The 14361-nt window shown below is 70.9% G+C and carries 16 protein-coding genes; 6 read left to right on the top strand and 10 right to left on the bottom strand.

The window, feature by feature from the left end; all coding sequences use genetic code 11:
* Positions 1 to 4: 4 nt before the first annotated feature.
* The 4 genes from ACLBYG_RS18735 to ACLBYG_RS18720 form a co-directional block, all read right to left on the bottom strand.
* On the bottom strand, positions 5 to 499 hold the full coding sequence (locus ACLBYG_RS18735; protein ID WP_447682392.1) for an ExbD/TolR family protein: 495 nt from the start codon (positions 497 to 499) through the stop codon (positions 5 to 7).
* A 54-nt stretch (positions 500 to 553) separates the two neighbouring features.
* Positions 554 to 1243: a MotA/TolQ/ExbB proton channel family protein gene (locus ACLBYG_RS18730; protein ID WP_020092809.1), complete on the bottom strand. Its 690-nt coding sequence runs from the start codon at positions 1241 to 1243 to the stop codon at positions 554 to 556.
* 132 nt (positions 1244 to 1375) lie between these two features.
* Positions 1376 to 1846, bottom strand: a complete 471-nt coding sequence (locus ACLBYG_RS18725; RefSeq protein ID WP_447682391.1) for a Tat pathway signal protein — start codon at positions 1844 to 1846, stop codon at positions 1376 to 1378.
* Between the two features lie 74 nt (positions 1847 to 1920).
* Positions 1921 to 2400: a hypothetical protein gene (locus ACLBYG_RS18720; RefSeq protein WP_020092807.1), complete on the bottom strand. Its 480-nt coding sequence runs from the start codon at positions 2398 to 2400 to the stop codon at positions 1921 to 1923.
* A 413-nt stretch (positions 2401 to 2813) separates the two neighbouring features.
* Here ACLBYG_RS18720 and ACLBYG_RS18715 point away from each other — a divergent pair, with 413 nt between their 5' ends.
* The gene (locus tag ACLBYG_RS18715; protein ID WP_012320108.1) at positions 2814 to 3242 is read left to right on the top strand and encodes an Hsp20 family protein; all 429 of its coding nucleotides are present in this window, start codon (positions 2814 to 2816) and stop codon (positions 3240 to 3242) included.
* Positions 3243 to 3343: 101 nt separating this feature from the next.
* Complete coding sequence (locus ACLBYG_RS18710) at positions 3344 to 3628, top strand: BQ00720 family protein (protein ID WP_020092805.1); 285 nt, start codon at positions 3344 to 3346, stop codon at positions 3626 to 3628.
* Between the two features lie 41 nt (positions 3629 to 3669).
* Here the strand turns inward: ACLBYG_RS18710 and ACLBYG_RS18705 are convergent, their stop codons facing one another.
* Positions 3670 to 4437 (bottom strand): alpha/beta hydrolase, encoded by a 768-nt coding sequence (locus ACLBYG_RS18705; RefSeq protein WP_447682390.1) that lies wholly within the window; start codon positions 4435 to 4437, stop codon positions 3670 to 3672.
* A gap of 107 nt (positions 4438 to 4544) precedes the next feature.
* On the opposite strand from ACLBYG_RS18705, the gene ACLBYG_RS18700 reads away from it, so the two are divergent.
* From ACLBYG_RS18700 to ACLBYG_RS18690, 3 genes are all read left to right on the top strand, one after another.
* On the top strand, positions 4545 to 5831 hold the full coding sequence (locus tag ACLBYG_RS18700) for a glycosyltransferase family 4 protein (protein ID WP_020092803.1): 1287 nt from the start codon (positions 4545 to 4547) through the stop codon (positions 5829 to 5831).
* A 200-nt stretch (positions 5832 to 6031) separates the two neighbouring features.
* Positions 6032 to 6553 carry a translation initiation factor IF-3 gene (infC, locus tag ACLBYG_RS18695; RefSeq protein WP_020092802.1) on the top strand — a complete coding sequence of 174 codons (522 nt, stop codon included), beginning with the start codon at positions 6032 to 6034 and terminating at the stop codon, positions 6551 to 6553.
* 104 nt (positions 6554 to 6657) lie between these two features.
* Positions 6658 to 7443, top strand: coding sequence for a HesA/MoeB/ThiF family protein (locus tag ACLBYG_RS18690; protein WP_447682389.1), 786 nt, complete (start codon positions 6658 to 6660; stop codon positions 7441 to 7443).
* Here ACLBYG_RS18690 and ACLBYG_RS18685 read toward each other — a convergent pair.
* The 5 genes from ACLBYG_RS18685 to rpmI form a co-directional block, all read right to left on the bottom strand.
* Positions 7432 to 8313, bottom strand: a complete 882-nt coding sequence (locus tag ACLBYG_RS18685) for a DUF1186 domain-containing protein (RefSeq protein ID WP_447682388.1) — start codon at positions 8311 to 8313, stop codon at positions 7432 to 7434. The two genes, ACLBYG_RS18690 and ACLBYG_RS18685, sit on opposite strands and share 12 nt — an antisense overlap.
* A gap of 9 nt (positions 8314 to 8322) precedes the next feature.
* Positions 8323 to 10743 carry a phenylalanine--tRNA ligase subunit beta gene (gene pheT, locus ACLBYG_RS18680; RefSeq protein ID WP_447682387.1) on the bottom strand — a complete coding sequence of 807 codons (2421 nt, stop codon included), beginning with the start codon at positions 10741 to 10743 and terminating at the stop codon, positions 8323 to 8325.
* A gap of 85 nt (positions 10744 to 10828) precedes the next feature.
* Entirely contained in the window at positions 10829 to 11911 is a 1083-nt protein-coding gene (pheS, locus tag ACLBYG_RS18675; protein WP_447682386.1) for a phenylalanine--tRNA ligase subunit alpha, read from the bottom strand.
* A 156-nt stretch (positions 11912 to 12067) separates the two neighbouring features.
* Positions 12068 to 12445, bottom strand: coding sequence for a 50S ribosomal protein L20 (gene rplT, locus ACLBYG_RS18670; RefSeq protein ID WP_012320099.1), 378 nt, complete (start codon positions 12443 to 12445; stop codon positions 12068 to 12070).
* A 51-nt stretch (positions 12446 to 12496) separates the two neighbouring features.
* Positions 12497 to 12700 carry a 50S ribosomal protein L35 gene (gene rpmI, locus ACLBYG_RS18665; protein ID WP_007561407.1) on the bottom strand — a complete coding sequence of 68 codons (204 nt, stop codon included), beginning with the start codon at positions 12698 to 12700 and terminating at the stop codon, positions 12497 to 12499.
* A 466-nt stretch (positions 12701 to 13166) separates the two neighbouring features.
* On the opposite strand from rpmI, the gene ACLBYG_RS18660 reads away from it, so the two are divergent.
* Positions 13167 to 14297: a glycosyltransferase family 4 protein gene (locus ACLBYG_RS18660; protein WP_091978839.1), complete on the top strand. Its 1131-nt coding sequence runs from the start codon at positions 13167 to 13169 to the stop codon at positions 14295 to 14297.
* The last annotated feature ends 64 nt before the right edge of the window (positions 14298 to 14361 follow it).

The raw sequence follows: 14361 nt of genomic DNA, 5'->3' as shown, positions 1-14361 counted from the left end.
CGGCTCAGCGCGCGGTCCCTGCGGGGGCGGCGGGGGCGGCCGGGGCGGCGCCAGGCGAGGCCGGAGCGGCGCCGCCGGGCGACTGCGCGATCAGCGACACCTTGGTGAAGCCGGCCTGCCCGACGAGGCCCATGACCTCCATGACCTTGCCGTAGGGCACGTCGCGGTCGCCGCGCACGAGGATCACCTGATCCTTGTCGGCCGCCGCCATCTCGCGCAGGCGCGGCACGATGCTCTCCATCGTGAACACCTCCTTGGCGATGGACGGGTTGCCGTCCTTGTCGACCGTCACCTCGGCGGGCTTCTTCGACTGCGCGACCTTGGGCGCCGCGGTCTTCGGCAGCTGGACCGGCACGCCGGTGGTCATCAGCGGCGCGGCGACCATGAAGATGATCAGCAGCACGAGCATCACGTCGACCATCGGGGTGACGTTGATGTCGGACATCGGCACGTCGTCGAAATCGTCGTCGTCGTTCGCGCGAATGGATCCCATCGCCATGGGGCGTCTCCGGTACCTTTACGTTCGGCTCTCTGGGGGCTGGCGCCGGCCGCGCTACTCGGCGGCCGCGCGGTGGGCGCCGGCGCGGTCGCGCGCGAGGCGGTTGCCCAGAACCGAGATATAGGACGAGAAGGTGCTCTGGATGCCGCTCACGTCGCTCGAGAGCTTGTTGTAGGCCATCACCGCCGGGATCGCGACGACGAGACCGATCGCCGTGGCGAACAGCGCCTCCGCGATGCCTGGCGCCACGACGGCGAGGGAGGTGTCCTGGCTCCGGGCGATGGACGAGAACGAGTTCATGATGCCCCAGACGGTGCCGAACAGGCCGACGAACGGGGCCGTGGAGCCGGAGGTCGCCAGCAGCGACAGGCCGGTGCGCAGGCGCTTCACCTCGATGGCGAGGGCGCCCTTCATCGCCCGCTCGATGCGGTCGCGGCGCTCGGCCCGGGTCTCGGAGGAATCCTGATCGCGCCACGCGTCGATCGCCGCCTTCACCACGTGGCCGGCGATGCCGCGATGCTCGCCGTCGAGGCTGCCCCCGGAGCGGACCAGATTCGCGAAGGCCTTGGCCTGGCGCCGCGCGGCGGCGAGCCGGATGACCTTCTCGAACACCACCGTCCAGCAGGCGATCGAGGCGATCACCAGCAGGATCATCACGCCCTTCACGATCGGGTCGGCCTGCAGGAACAGGCCGAGGAACGAGAAGTCGTGGGCCGCCTCGATCGGGGCTTGTGTCGGGTCCATCGCGGGCTCCTGGCGTCCTGGTCTCACGCGGCGTCGCGCCGCCATCGTCTCGGGATGCGGCGAAAGCCGCAGGCCGCCCGGCGGCTCTCGCCGCCGGGCGGTTTGGTCTCGTCAGCCGTCACACCATCCGCATCAGCGGTCGAACGGCAGGCCGGCCTTGCTGTCGGTCTCGGTCCGCTCGAGGCAGGCCTCGCGGCCCGGATCGCCGCCGTTGCAGGTCAGGACGTCGTTCAGGAGGACGCGACCGACCTTGTTGCAGGCGATGCCGGGGAAATCGAAGATCTTCACGGTGGTCTTCTTCGGCGGCAGCGGCCCGAGTTCGACCGCCACGCGCTTCTGCGCGACGCCCTCGGGGTCGAAGGCGAAGAGATCCACCTTGTAGGACTTGAGGCCCGAACCCTTGTTGTCGATCACCATCGTGATCCGGCAGGCCTCGCCCGCGGTCTCGACCTTGTTGAGCTGCAACTTGATCGGCGCCTTCTCGGACGCGTCCTGCGCCAGGGCCGACACGACGAGCAGCGCCGAGAGCGCGAAGCAGGCCGCCGTGTCGAGGGCGACACGCCCGATCCGACGGCGGTACAGGGGAGCGCGCAGGGCAAGCACCGTGACAAAGTCCTCTTCGAGTTCGCGCCGGCCGGCGGCTCGGGCCGCGCGGTCCGGGGTGACGGGGAGCCGGATCAGTGCAGCACCGTTCCGGCGGGGCAGGAGGCCGGGGCGAGGCGCTCGGCCGCCGCGTCGAGCGGCCCGACCGCGGCGCGGACCGCCGCCACGAGGCGCGGCGCCGCGTCCTGGCCGGTGATCTCGGCCGCGGCGGCCTCGAGATCCGCCCAGAGGCGCTGCCGGCCCCGGTTGATCAGCTTCACCAGCGCGCATTCGTGGCCGGTCACGCGGCAGCAGCTCGCCGGCATGAACGACCAGTCGCCGTCGCGTTCCGCGCGGAGCGCCCGGATGATCGCGACCACGCAGGCGACGAAGCGGCACCCCTCCGTCGGCCCGAGCAGCTGCTCGGCCCCGTCGAAGGCCGCGTTCCAGCAAGCGACGTCGCTGGTCATGTAGCCGGCCGCCACGAAGCGGGCCACCGACAGGGCCAGGATGTCGGCCTCGTCGCCGCACACGTCTGCGACGCGCCGCATCGCCGCGTGGTCCGACGGGGTCATGGGCGTGCTCACGGCTCCGGCGCCTCGCGGAAAAGGATCGCGGCGATCGAGCTCGGGAGCCGGATCGTCGCCTGCCGCGGCAGTATCCAGGCCCGCCGCCCGGATCAAGGCCCGGCGAGAAAATCAGAGCAGTTCCAAACTGTTAGAAGAAAGCGTGGCCGTTGCAGGCTTTGCCTATCGATCCCGCATAAATTTGCCGAAACTTCCCGGAAACGCGCGACCACGGGTCGCCGTCGATTCCGGTCCCCTCCCTTGATGGCCCGGAAGGCCTTGGCCATATCTCCGAGTTGCCGGCGTCGTCGCGTCCGGCGGAGCGCTGCCCCGGGCGGGCTCCTGTCGACGAGGTGCTCGAGCATCCCGGGATTGCGGCAGATCCCGGGGTCGGAGGCTTCGCTTTCTGGATGATGGCCGCGATGACTCGATCCTCGCCCTTCGGGCACCCGTTCCTGCTCGGCTTCGACGAGATCGAGCAGGCCCTCGACCGGGTCTCCAAGGCCGCCAACGACGGCTACCCACCCTACAACATTGAGCGCCTGCCCCGGACCGAGAGCGAGCCCGAGCGCCTGCGGATCACCCTGGCGGTGGCCGGCTTCACCCGCGATCAGCTGGACGTGATGCTGGAGGAGAGCCAGCTCGTCGTGCGCGGCCGGCAGGTCGACGAGCGCGAGCGCCACTTCCTGCACCGCGGCATCGCGGCGCGGCAGTTCCAGCGGGCCTTCCTGCTCGCGGACGGCATGGAGGTGCTCGGCGCCGACCTCGCCAACGGCCTCCTGTCGATCGATCTGGTCCGGCCGGAGCCGGACCGCATCGTGCGCAAGATCGATATCGGCGCCCGCGGCTGACGCCGACCGATTGATTGGCCGTCGCGGATCCCCACATCAGGGTGGAGCCGCCGATGCCTTCAGGATCGGCGGTGGACGCTCTGCCACCCCAGGAGGGCTTTATGACCGATCTGAATCCGTCTCCTCTGACCCCCGCCGATCTCGATCCGGCCGATTTCCAGCCGGCCGATCTCGCGGCGCTGGGCGAGGGGCACATCGCCTACGTCCGGCCGATCCGGTCCGACGAGGTCCGCCGCTTCTTCCCGCAGGCCCCCGAGCTGACGCCCGGCCTCGACCTGTTCGCCCTGCTCTCGGCGAGCGGCGCGCCGATCATGCTCGCCGATTCGCGGGACGTCGTGCTGGCCAACGCCGCCGCGCACGACCTGCAGCCCGTCAGCCTGCATTGACCCTGCACCCGACCCGCTGAGAGGCCTGGCCGGGAGACCGGTCAGGCGATCTCGGCCACCGCCGCCACGAGCCGCGCGATGTCCTGCGGCCGCGACAGGCGGTGGTCGCCGTCGGCGATCAGCGTCAGCACCGTTCCTTCGGCCGGCAGGCGGTCGAGGATTCGCAGGGCGTGCGTGTAAGGGACGTCGGTGTCCCGCATGCCCTGGAGGATGTGCACCGGGCAGCCCGGATCGACTTGGCCGCCCAGCATGCAGTGTCGGCGGCCGTCGTCGATCAGGGCCCGCGTGATCGGGTCCGGCTCCGGCGCGTAGTCGCTGGGCTTCCGGAGGACGCCGTCGCGGATCAGCATGGCGCGCGCCGCCTCGCTGAGGCGGTTCCAGATCAGCTCCTCGGTGAAGTCGAGGGCCGGCGCGATGAGCACCAGCCCCGCCGTGGCCTCCCCGCGCGCGGCCCGGTCGCGGGCCGCCAGGCAGGCGATCCAGCCGCCCATCGACGAGCCGACGAGCACCGGCGCCTCCGTCACGTAGGCCGCCAGGACCGCCTGCGCGTCCTCGAGCCACGACGAGATGGTGCAGTCCGTGAAGGTGCCGCCCGAGGCGCCGTGCGCGGCGTAGTCGAACCGCACGAGCGCCCGGCCCGTCCGTTCGGCCCAGGCATCGAGCGCCGTCGCCTTGGTCGCGGTCATGTCGGAGCGAAAGCCGCCGAGCCAGACCACCGGCGGCCCGCCGCCCGCGCGCACCCGCACGGCGATGCGGCGGGCCGCGTCGCCGATGCCGACGGTCAGGAACTCGGGGGCCGTATCCGTCATCGTTCTCTCCGGTATCCCTGTCTCGACATGGAAGAAGTCCGGTCCTGAACGGTTCGGCTTCAACTCTCGTTTACCGGACCGTAAAGCCCGGCGGCGATGCTGGATCAATGGCAGCGAGCATTTGGCAGATACCGGCCGGGGGCCTGCGCGTCCTCGCCGAGGGCCCGCGAACGGGCGACGGACCCCACGCCCTGTCGGGTTTCCCGGCGGAGGTCGGGGCGCTCGCCGGCGCCCGCATCCTGCAGATCATCCCCGAACTCGACGCGGGCGGCGCCGAGCGCACAACCGTCGACGTCGCGGGCGGCCTCGCGGCCGTGGGCGCCCGCGCCCTGGTGGCGACCGAGGGCGGACGGCTCGTCGGCGAGTTGCAGGCCAAGGGCGGGCACTGGCTCCGATTCCCGGCCGCGTCGAAGAACCCGGCGTCGATGGCGGTGAACGTCCTGCGGCTGATGGCGCTCTGCCGCCGCGAGAAGGTGCAGATCATCCACGCCCGCTCCCGCGCGCCCGCCTGGGTCGCCCTCGGGGCGGCGCGCCGGCTCGGGCTCCCGTTCGTGACCACCTATCACGGCAGCTATTCCGGCCGAACCGGCGTGAAGGTCCTCTACAACTCGATCATGGCCCGCGGCGACGTGGTGATCGCCAACTCGCATTACACCGCGGACCTGATCCACCGGCTGCACGCCGAGCAGGCCGGCGACCGCGTGCGGGTCATCCACCGCGGCACCGACCTCGCGGTGTTCAACCCGGTGGCGGTCGGGGCCGCCCGGGTCGAGGCGCTGCGCCGGAGCTGGAACGTGGCGCCGCACGAGCGGGTGATCCTCCTGGCCGCCCGCCTCACGGCCTGGAAGGGCCACCGCGTGCTGATCGAGGCCGCCGCGCGGATGCGCGATCGCGGTGTCCCGGACCTGGCCGTGGTCCTCGCGGGGGATCCGCAGGGCCGCGCCGCCTACGAGCGCGAGCTCGACGCGCTGATCGCCGCGCGCGGGCTCGAGGGCATCGTCCGCAGGGTCGGGCACTGCACCGACATGCCGGCGGCCTTCCGCGCCGCATCGGTGGTGGCGGTGCCGTCCGTGGAGCCCGAGGCCTTCGGCCGCTCGGCCGTCGAGGCGCAGGCGCTCGGCGCACCCGTGGTCGTCTCGGATCTCGGAGCGGTGCCGGAGACGGTGCTGGCACCGCCCGAGACCCCCGCCGGCCAGCGCACCGGATGGCGCGTGCCGCCCGGCGACCCGGCCGCGCTCGCCGCCGCTCTGACCGAGGCCCTCTCCCTCGGCGCGAGCGCCCGCGACGCCCTCGGTCGGCGCAGCCGCGCGCATGTCGAGGCGCACTTCTCCCTGGAGCGGATGGTCGGCGACACGCTGGCGGTCTACGCCGAGCTGCTCGGCCGTTCGACCTGAGGGCATCGGACTCGAATCGCGACGCGGCGGCCGATTATTTCCGGCGTCGCGATGGTAGCCGGTTGACTCTGGCCGCGGTTCCACCAACGTTGTATGTCCGGATGAGACCGGAGCGGCTGGCGGTCAGGAGATCTTCCTGAGGATCCGCCGTTTCGCCGTTGCAGCAGGAGACCTAAGCCATTCGTAGACCGATGAGAGCCATGCCGGCCCCGCAGAAGGACGGGCCGCGCGCCAACCGCGACATTCGCGGTGTGCGGGAAGTGCAGCTGATCGACGACACCGGGCAGAACCGCGGCGTCGTTCCCTTCTTCGACGCCCTCAATCTGGCCGAGGAGGCCGGTCTCGATCTCGTGGAGATCGCGCCGAACTCCGTGCCGCCCGTCTGCAAGCTGCTCGATTACGGGCGCTTCCGCTTCAACGAGCAGAAGAAGCAGAACGAGGCCCGCAAGCGGCAGAAGACCGTCGAGGTGAAGGAGATCAAGCTCCGCCCCGGCATCGACAAGCACGACTACGACACCAAGATGAAGTCGGTGCACCGCTTCTTCGAGGAGGGCGACAAGGTCAAGGTGACCCTGCGCTTCCGCGGTCGTGAGATGGCTCACCAGGACATCGGTCTGCGCCTCCTGGAGCGCGTGAAGAGCGAGACCGCCGAGATCGCCAAGGTCGAGAGCGAGCCGATGCTCGAAGGCCGGCAGATGATCATGATCCTCGCGCCGCGCTGAGCGGCCCGGATCCAGAGACGCGAGACCCGCGCCGCCTCCTCACCGGGGCGGCGTTGTCTTTTTCAGCGCTTCCGATCGGCGGCGCCGCGGATTATGGGCAGACGATGGCCCTCGCTCCCGATGAGATCGAACGCTACGCCCGCCACCTCGTCCTCGCCGAGGTCGGCGGTCCCGGTCAGGCCCGGCTCAAGGCCGCCCGGATCCTCGTCGTTGGGGCGGGCGGCCTCGGCGCGCCGCTGATCCAGTACCTCGCCGCCGCGGGGATCGGCACGATCGGCCTCGTCGACGACGACACGGTCTCCCTGTCGAACCTGCAGCGGCAGGTGATCCACGGGACGCCGGATCTCGGTCGGCCGAAGGTCGAGAGCGCGGCCGACGCGGTGGCGCGCCTCAACCCGCACGTGTCGGTGGTCCCGCACCCGTTCCGGATCGACGCGGACAACGCCGTCGACCTGATCGCCGGCTACGACCTCGTGGCGGACGGGTCCGACAATTTCGCCACGCGCTACGCGGTGTCGGACGCCTGCTTCCGGGCGCGTCGGCCGCTGGTGACCGCGGCTCTGGGCCGCTTCGACGGCACGCTGACCACGATCCGGGCGCACGAGACGGGGCCCGACGGGACCGCGAACCCGACCTATCGCTGCCTCTTCCCGAATCCGCCACCGCCGGGCAGCGTGCCCGCCTGCGCGGAGGCCGGCGTCCTCGGCGCGCTCGCCGGCGTCATGGGCTCGCTGATGGCCATGGAGGTGATCCGGGCCGTGGCGGGCTTCGGCGAGCCCCTCGTCGGTCGCCTGCTCATGGTCGACGCCCGCGCCATGCGGTTCGAGACCCTGAGCTACGGCTGGGATCCCGAGAACCCGCTCAGCGGCAGCGGCGCCTCAGCCGCCTAGGGGCACCGGCGGCATCCACGGCCCCTCCGCCTCGGCCTTGCCGAGGCAGCACTTCTTGAACTTCTTGCCCGAGCCGCACGGGCAGGGATCGTTGCGGCCGACATCCTTGAACGGGTTGCGCTGCGGCTCGCCCGCGCCCTCCTCGGCCCAGTCGAGAGCCTCGACCGGATCGTCGAGGTAGCCGTACTGGTAGGGCCCGAGCCGGTCCCGGTCGTCCGGCTTGGTCTCCGCCTTGCGCAGGGCCTCCTTGAACCACCCGGCGTCGCTGATCTCGTCGGTGAGCCGTCCGTCGGCGCGGGCCGCGGCCGCGCGGGGCGCGAGGTCCCGGAAGCCGAGATGCGCGATCGTCTCCTCCCAGCCGACCCAGGCCGGCCCGTCCTCCACCGCGGCCTGCGCGTCGTCGAAACGGACCAGCAGGTCGTGCATCGCGGCCCGGTCGATCCGTCCCTCCAGGGTCAGGAAGGTGCAGGCGCACATCAGCGCCATGCGCGCGTGATCGTCGACCGTGCTGTCCAGGATCAGCCGGAACAGCGGCTGCGGATCGCCGTCGAACAGGCTCGCCAGGACCTTGGCCAGCGTCGCCGTGACGGCGTCACCCAGCACCGCGTCGAGGGTCTCCTCGTCGTGCCGGAGCAGCCTGAGGAGCGGCGCGAGGGCGCGCGTGTCCCGGGCATGGGCCATGACGTGCAGGCCCCAGAACAGGAGGTTCGTCTCCTCCGCCGCCAGCTCGCGCCCGTCGGCGGCCGCCTCCAGCAGCGGCAGCGTCGCCTCCGCGACGGCGGCGGGGTGGTTCAGGGCCTCCCGCAACGCCGCCTTCGGCCGGTACTCGGCCGCCGCGAGGTCGTCGATGAGCAGGGCGATCCGGTCCATGGCGGCGCCTCAGGCCCGGAGCGTCGCGCCCGTCTTGCGGGTGACCTCGGCGACGATCCTGGCGCTCACCGCCTCGATCTCCGCGTCGGTCAGGGTCCGCTCGACGGGCTGGAGACGCACCGCGATCGCCACCGACTTCGCGCCGTCCGGCACGCCCGGCCCCTCGTAGAGGTCGAACACGTCGACACCCGTCACCAGCTTGCGCTCGGCGTTCTGGGCGGCCTTGACGATGTCGCCCGCCGGCACGTCGCGGCGGACCACGAAGGCGAAGTCCCGCGACAGCGGCTGGAATTCCGAAAGCGCCAGGGCGGCCTTGGCCTTGGTCGGCTTGAGCTTGGGCAGGGGCAGGGCGTCGAGGACGATCTCGAACGCCACGAGCGTTCCCTTCAGGTCGAGGGCCTGCAGCGTCCGCGGATGCACCTCCCCGAACCAGCCGATCTCCGTCTTCGGACCGAAGCGCAGCGTGCCGGAGCGGCCGGGATGCAGCCAGGACGGGCCGCCGGGCGTGATCTGGAGGCCGCCGGTCGGCACGCCCAGGCTTCCGAGTAACGCGATCGCGTCCGCCTTGGCGTCGAATGCGTCGACGGCTGCGGCCGTGCCGTCCCAGTGCCGCCCGGCGCCGGCCAGGGTCGCGCCGCCGCGGCGGACTGCCGCCGCGCGGACGGTCTGGCCCTCCGGCACGTCGGAGGCGAAGCACTGGCCGACCTCGAACAGGGCGGCGTCCGGGTAGCCGCGGTCGGCGTTGCGCTGCGCCGCGCGCAGGAGTCCCGGCACGAGGCTCGGCCGCATGTCGGACAGCTCCGAGGCGATCGGGTTGGCCAGCACGAGGTCGGCCCCGCCGCCGCCGAACAGGACGGCGTCGTCGTGCGGCACGAACGACCACGTGACCGCCTCCATGAGGCCGCGGCTCGCCAGGGCGCGCTTGGCGAGGCGGGTCCGCTTCTGCATCACGGTGAGCAGCGGGCGGCCGATCCCGGCGAGCGGCGGCAGGGGCTCGGCCACGATCCGGTCGAGCCCGGCGATGCGGACGACCTCCTCGACGAGGTCGGCCTTGCCCTCGACGTCGGGCCGCCAGGACGGGGGCAGCACCGTCACCCGGTCCTCGCTACCGGAGACGTGGAAGCCCAGCGTCTCGAGGATCCGCTGCATCTCGGTGCGCGGCACGTCCAGGCCGGCGAGGCGGCGGACCTCGGTCCAGGGGAAGTCGATGCTGCGCTCGGATTCGGGCGGCGCGCCGGCGACGTGCGCCTCGGTCGGCGTTCCGCCGCAGAGATCGACCACCAGCCGCGTCGCGAGGTCGAGGCCGGGCAGCGTGAAGGCCGGGTCGACGCCCCGCTCGAAGCGGTAGCGCGCGTCGGTGATGATGCCGAGCCGTCGGCCCGACTGGGCGATGTTGGTCGGGTCCCACAGGGCCGACTCGATCAGCACGTCCGTGGTGCCGGCGTCGCAGCCCGACGCCTCGCCGCCCATGATGCCGGCGATGGATTCGACGCCGTTCGCGTCGGCGATCACCACGGTGTCGTCGGTCAGCGTGTGGGTCCGGCCGTCGAGGGCGCGCAGGCTCTCGCCCGCCCGCGCCCGCCGCACGGTCAGCGTGCCGGCGACCTTGGCGGCGTCGAAGACGTGCAGTGGCCGCCCGCGGTCGAAGGTGACGTAGTTGGTGATGTCGACGAGGCTGTTGATCGGCCGCAGGCCGATGGCGCGCAGCCGGGCCTGCATCCAGGCCGGCGACGGGCCGTTCCGGACGCCGCGCACGAGCCGCAGGGCGAACATCGGGGCGAGGTGCCGGTCGGCCGGATCGAGGGCGAGCTCGACCGCGACCGGGCAGGGACCCTCGCCGCGCAGCGCCGGCAGCGCCTCGCCCTTGAGCGTGCCAAGGCCGGCCGCCGCGAGGTCGCGGGCGATCCCGTGGACGGAGGTGCAGTCCGGCCGGTTCGGTGTCAGGTTGATCTCGATGACCGGATCGTCGAGCCCGGCGTAGAGCGCGTAGGCCTGGCCGACCGGCGCGTCGGTCGGGAGTTCCAAGATGCCGTCATGGTCGTCGCCGAGGCCGAGCTCGGCGCCCGAGCACAGCATGCCGTGGCTCTCGACGCCGCGGATCGTGCCCACCGACAGGGTGATGTTCTTGCCCGGGACGTAGGTGCCGGGCGGCGCGAAGACCGAGACGAGGTCGGCCCGCGCGTTCGGGGCGCCGCACACCACCTGCACGGGCGCGCCCGCGCCGGTGTCGACCGTGCAGACCCGGAGCCGGTCGGCGTTCGGGTGCTGCTCGGCCGTCAGGATCCGGGCGATCACGTAGGGCCTGAGCGCGGCGGCCTTGTCCTCGACGCCCTCCACCTCAAGGCCGATCCGCGTGAGCGTCTCGGCGACGGTGTCGAGGGAGGCCTCGGTGTCGAGGTGGTCCTTGAGCCAGGAGAGGGTGAATTTCATGATGGACCTTCGAGAGCCCGGTATCGGCTCGACCGTCGGAGGAACAGGATCGCGGGGCCGGGGGCCGCGGCGGGGCCGGGGCGGCTCAGCCGGTGAGGCCGCCCACGAGGCTCGGCACGTCGAGCGGGCGGAAGCCGTAATGGTCGAGCCAGCGGACGTCGGCCTCGAAGAACGGGCGCAGGTCCGGCATGCCGTATTTCAACATGGCGATGCGGTCGATGCCGACACCGAAGGCGAAGCCCTGCACCGCGTCCGGGTCAAGCCCGCAGTTGCGCAGCACGTTCGGGTGGACCATCCCGCAGCCCAGGATCTCCAGCCAGTCGTCCCCCTCGCCGAAGCGGATCTCGCCGCCCTTGCGCGAGCACTGGATGTCGACCTCGGCGGAGGGCTCGGTGAAGGGGAAGAAGGACGGGCGGAAGCGCATCTTCACGCCGTCGACCTCGAAGAACGCCTTGCAGAACTCCTCCAGTACCCATTTCAGGTTGGCGATGTTGGCGCTCGTGTCGATCACCAGCCCCTCGACCTGGTGGAACATCGGCGTGTGGGTCTGGTCGGAATCGTGCCGGTAGGTCCGCCCCGGGATGATCACGCGGATCGGCGGCGTCTGCGCCCGCATGGTCCGCACCTGAACGGGCGAGGTGTGGGTGCGCAGCACCTTGCGCTGCCCGTCGCGGTCGGGCGCCAGGAAGAAGGTGTCGTGCATCTCGCGGGCCGGGTGGCCAGGCGGGAAGTTGAGCGCCGTGAAGTTCAGCTCGTCCGTCTCGATGTCCGGACCCTCGGCGACCGCGAAGCCCATGTCGGCGAAGATCGCGGTGATCTCGTCAATTACCTGGGAGATCGGGTGGATCCGGCCGCGCACCTCGGGGGCCTCGCGGACCGGCAGGGTCACGTCGACCCGCTCGGAGGCGAGGCGGGCCTCCAGGGCGGCCTCGGCGAGCTCGGTCTTGCGGGCGGTGACAGCGCCCTGGACCCGGTCGCGCAGCCCGTTGATCAGGGGCCCGCGCTCCTTGCGCTCGTTCGGCGTCATCGACCCGAGCGTCTTCAGCAGATCCGAGACGCTGCCCTTCTTGCCGAGCGCGGCGACGCGGACCGCGTCGAGGGTGGCCTCGTCGGAGGCCGCGCTCACCTGGGCCAGGAGGTCGCGTTCCAGGGTGTCGAGATCGGTCATCGCTGTCTTCGAGCAGGGTTGGCGGAGTCGGCCGTCGGGCCGTGCTCTCGCGCGTTGCGGGCGCCGGCGCAAGCGCGGGGCGCGGGACCTCGTAAACGACGAAGGCGCGGCTCCCTGGGGAACCGCGCCTTCCGTCCGTCTCGCCTCAGGCCTGGATCAGGCGGCCTTGGCGGTGTTCTGCGGCAGCGCGGCCTTCGCCTTCTCGACGACGGCGGCGAAGCTCGCCGGCTCGTGGATCGCCAGCTCGGACAGGGCCTTGCGGTCGACGACGATGCCGGACTTCGCCAAGCCGTCGATGAAGCGCGAGTAGGTCAGGCCGTGCTCGCGGACCGCCGCGTTGAGGCGCTGGATCCAGAGGGCGCGGAACGTGCGCTTCTTGTTCTTGCGGTCGCGGTAGGCATACTGCATGCCCTTCTCGACCGCCTGCTTGGCGATGCGGATCGTATTCTTGCGCCGGCCGTAATAGCCCTTGGCGGCCTTCAGAACCTTCTTGTGCTTCGCGTGACTGGTCACGCCGCGCTTGACGCGGGCCATCGGTTATCTCCTGGATTCGACGAAAGACAGTGGCAACGGGTGTTGAAGGACTTACCGCGCGTTCGGCAGGAAGTACTTCTTCACGTTGGCGGCATCGCCCTCGAACAGGGTCGTGGTGCCGCGCAGGTTGCGGATCTGCTTGGTCGTCCGCTTGATCATCCCGTGGCGCTTGCCGGCCTGGGCGTACATCACCTTGCCGGTGCCGGTGATCTTGAAGCGCTTCTTCGCGCCCGATTTCGTCTTCAACTTGGGCATTTGGCTCTCCGTTGCGCGAAATGATCCCGGACCGACCCGGGAGGATCGGATGAGGTTCGCGCGCTGATGCTTCTGGTGGAGCAGCACGAGCCGCCACGGCAGCCCTATCGGCCGGGCGGTTCGACGCGGGGCGGCTTATGACAGAAAGCTGACGCGGCGGCAACGCCCGCGGATCGGAGCACGAGATCGAGATCCGGGGGAACGCGTCGCCGGGCTGCGGCGTATCGAGCCCTGGGACCGGGCTTCTCTGCACGACACCCGCGCCGGCGAGCCGGCAACGGCGGGGCAGCGGCCGTTTCGTCCGTGCTGATTCGGAGGAATTCGGGGACGGCTTGCGCGCCGCACAAAACGGCGAGGGACAGCGGGTGCGCCAGGAACCATAACCTTAGCCGTCGGTTTCATTCATGTCCCGCTCAGGCCGGCAGGGTTAGACCCCCCGTCAAATTGGCCAACCAGGAGACACTTCGTGCGCATTGCCCAGATCGCTCCGTTGTCGGAGGCCGTCCCTCCGAAGTTCTACGGCGGCACCGAGCGCGTCGTCAGCTGGATTACAGAGGAACTGGTTCGCCAGGGCCACGAAGTCACGCTGTTCGCGAGCGGTGACTCCGAGACGACTGCCAAGCTCGCGGCCTGCACGCCCGAAGGCCTCCGCCTGCTCGGCTACCGGGATCACACGGCCAGCCACTTGGCGATGCTGCATCAGGTGCACCGCCGCGCGCACGAGTTCGACATCCTGCACTTCCACATCGACCTGCTTCAGTACCCGATGTTCGAGGATCTGAACCATAAGTGCATCACCACGATGCACGGTCGCCTGGACGTGCCGGACTTCATGCCGGTCTACCGCACCTTCACGGGCATGCCGCTGGTCTCGATCTCCGACAACCAGCGCCTGCCCATGCCGCCGACCTCCAACTGGCTGGCGACGATCCATCACGGCCTGCCGGCCGAGAACTGCCCGTATTACCCGGACGCCAAGGGCGGCTATCTCGCCTTCCTCGGCCGGATCTCGCCCGAGAAGCGGCCCGACCGCGCGATCGAGATGGCGATCCGCTCCGGCACGCCCCTGAAGATCGCCGCCAAGGTCGACAAGGCCGATCAGGATTACTGGGACGAGGTCATCGAGCCGATGATCCACCACCCGCTGATCGAGTACATCGGCGAGATCAACGAGGAGCAGAAGAAGGATTTTCTCGGCAACGCCCTGGCGCTCGCCTTCCCGATCGACTGGCCGGAGCCCTTCGGGCTCGTGATGATCGAGGCGATGTCGGCCGGCACCCCGGTGATCGCGTTCCGCAACGGTTCCGTGCCGGAGGTCATCAAGGACGGCGTGGGCGGCGTTCTCTGCGAGAGCATGGACGACGCCGTGGCCGCGGTCGCCAAAGTGAAGACCATGAGCCGCGCCGGCGTGCGCCGCCACTTCGAGAGCGCCTTCACCGCCGAGTGCATGGTGAAGAAGTACGTCGCCGCCTACGAGGACCTGCTCGCCCGCGGCGCCGACGTGATCAAGCTGCCGAAGTCCGGCTTCATGCCGCAGTACGGCGAGGTCAACGGCTCCGCGCGTCCGGCGATCCCGGTCGCCGCCATGCCGGCCTGAAAGCCGGCACCGGGCTTGCGAGGCGGGGCCGGCTCGGCCTAGCGTCTTAAAGGCGACTCATCCG

The sequence above is a fragment of the Methylobacterium sp. D53M genome (assembly GCF_053345625.1).
This window is presented reverse-complemented; position numbering and strand designations above follow the sequence as displayed.